Origin of the sequence: Ochrobactrum sp. BTU2, assembly GCF_024539785.1 — a bacterium.
In the GTDB taxonomy this organism is placed as follows: Bacteria; Pseudomonadota; Alphaproteobacteria; order Rhizobiales; family Rhizobiaceae; genus Brucella; species Brucella anthropi.
This window is the reverse complement of the sequence record NZ_JAHWRG010000070.1, coordinates 1-1,911: the sequence shown is the minus strand read 5'-3', so window position 1 is coordinate 1,911 and position 1,911 is coordinate 1. Positions and strand designations below refer to the sequence as shown.

The following is a 1,911-nucleotide window of genomic DNA, read 5'->3' as shown; positions in this document are numbered from 1 at the left end:
CATCGAAGTTGCTCATATGATCGGTAAGAAGCAATTCGCTAATGAAAATCGGTCGCCATTCGAGGTGTTTGCGGAGCACGCTGCATAACTGTGTCCGGAGATAAGGCCGCTTATACCCCACTTAAAAATTTGCGACTAAACCACTCATGCCTCTGCCGACTTTACGACGGCAGAAGCAGGCTTTGCCTTGCCCGATAATCATATTATCGGGGCTGAAACAATTGACGGTGGGTGCGGGGCTCGCAGCGCAGATACTGCGGAGCTGCCCCAATCTGCGCACCGAGATGTGCCGCCGCATGCCAGGGCCAGCGTGGATCGTAAAGAACTCCTCGTGCAAGTGCGATCATATCGGCGTCACCTGTTGCCACAATTGATTCCGCATGTTCGAAGTCCGTGATCATTCCCACCGCTACCACTGGTATGTCGACTGCCGACTTGACCGCACGAGCCAGCGGTACCTGATAGCCTGGAGCAAGCGAGATCTTCTGGCGAGTGTCCAATCCGCCGCTGGACACATGAATGGCCGCGCAGCCGCGAACCTGTAATGCCTGTGCAAAGGTGACGGTCTGATCGATATCCCAGCCGCCATCCACCCAATCCGTCCCCGAAACTCGGACAGAAACCGGGTAATCATTCGGAACAGCGGCTTTTACAGCTTCGAAAACTTCCAGCGGAAAGCGCAAGCGGTTTTCAAGGCTGCCACCATAAGCGTCCTCCCGATGGTTCGACAAAGGTGAGAGAAACTGATGCAGCAAGTAACCGTGTGCTGCGTGTAACTGGATAGCATCAATGCCTAATCGCACGCTACGGCGTGCCGCCTCAACGAAGGCATCACGGATGCGCTCCATCCCTGCCTTGTCCAAGGCTTCGGGTGCATGGTCATCCGGAGCGAAAGGTAGCCTACTGGGTGCAACAGTCTGCCAACCATTTGGCTGATCGGGCCGGATTTGCCCGCTACCGAGCCACGGCTTCTCGGTCGACGCTTTGCGTCCGGCATGGGCAAGCTGAATCGCAACCGGGATGTCAGACCATTGCCGGATTGCCTCCAGAACAGGAACCATGGCCGCTTCGGTCACATCATCCCACAGGCCAACATCGCCATAGGTGATGCGTCCTTCGGGGCTAACAGCGGTGGCCTCAATGGTCAAAAGCCCCGCTCCCGATAATGCAAGTTGACCAAGATGTATCATATGCCAGCTCGTCATCCGACCTTCTTCGGCTGAATATTGGCACATCGGAGCGATAACCACGCGGTTCGGCATTGAAAGGCTGCCTGTTGAGATGGAAGTGAAGAGCATGCTCATGTTTTGGAGTCGTCCAGCGAAATGAGAAAAAGGATGCCGAAACATAGGAGATCAGCCGGTGCATTGGAAGCCCAGTGAGTGGGCGAAGAAGGATGCGGCACCTCTCGCTGGAACTGCTCCAGCGATTTGAAATCGGCATTTGCGACCCAGCGATGCAACAAGGAGCGTGATCAACTGTGCCACATGCTGAGCTTTGCTCTTTTATGCGCCCTCCGAAATCCGGACGCAGGAGCGTTTCTGTAGTGCCAAGATGAGATTTGCAAGAAGTGCGGTTCGTGGCACAATGCTTGATATCAGAGCATGCTCATTATATGTATGAGCACCAGCGCCATCTGCACCAAGACCATCAAGTGTAGGAACTCCAATAGCTGCTGTGAAATTACCGTCCGATCCGCCACCCGTTTCCATACCTTCGAGGTGAATGCCAAGCGCCTGCGCGATCCGCGCCGCTTCGTCGAATAGCGCCCGACCCTGCTCGCTTTGCGCAAAAGGTGGTCGATTAAGAAATGCCTCGATCTCAAAGCTGATATCTAGGCGGCGTGGACGAATTGGTTGACGAATTGATCGCAGCTTGATTCAAGACTGCTTTTTGGAGGCAGTCATGAGC

General features: G+C 54.7%; 2 protein-coding genes and 1 pseudogene. 1 reads left to right on the top strand and 2 read right to left on the bottom strand.

Features of this window, described 5'->3' with window-relative positions; genetic code table 11:
* Nucleotides 1-88: pseudogene (locus KWJ32_RS27975) on the top strand (IS6 family transposase); the annotation flags it as partial.
* Between the two features lie 115 nt (nucleotides 89-203).
* Here KWJ32_RS27975 and KWJ32_RS27970 read toward each other — a convergent pair.
* Nucleotides 204-1,304 (bottom strand): NADH:flavin oxidoreductase/NADH oxidase, encoded by a 1,101-nt coding sequence (locus tag KWJ32_RS27970; RefSeq protein ID WP_151610739.1) that lies wholly within the window; start codon nucleotides 1,302-1,304, stop codon nucleotides 204-206.
* A 201-nt stretch (nucleotides 1,305-1,505) separates the two neighbouring features.
* Nucleotides 1,506-1,820, bottom strand: a complete 315-nt coding sequence (locus KWJ32_RS27965; RefSeq protein WP_231771651.1) for a M20/M25/M40 family metallo-hydrolase — start codon at nucleotides 1,818-1,820, stop codon at nucleotides 1,506-1,508.
* Nucleotides 1,821-1,911 lie beyond the last annotated feature (91 nt).

Excerpts from the sequence above, each read along its gene's own strand:
- KWJ32_RS27970 (WP_151610739.1), bottom strand. The coding sequence starts at position 1,304 with ATGAGCATGCTCTTCACTTCCATCTCAACAGGCAGCCTTTCAATGCCG.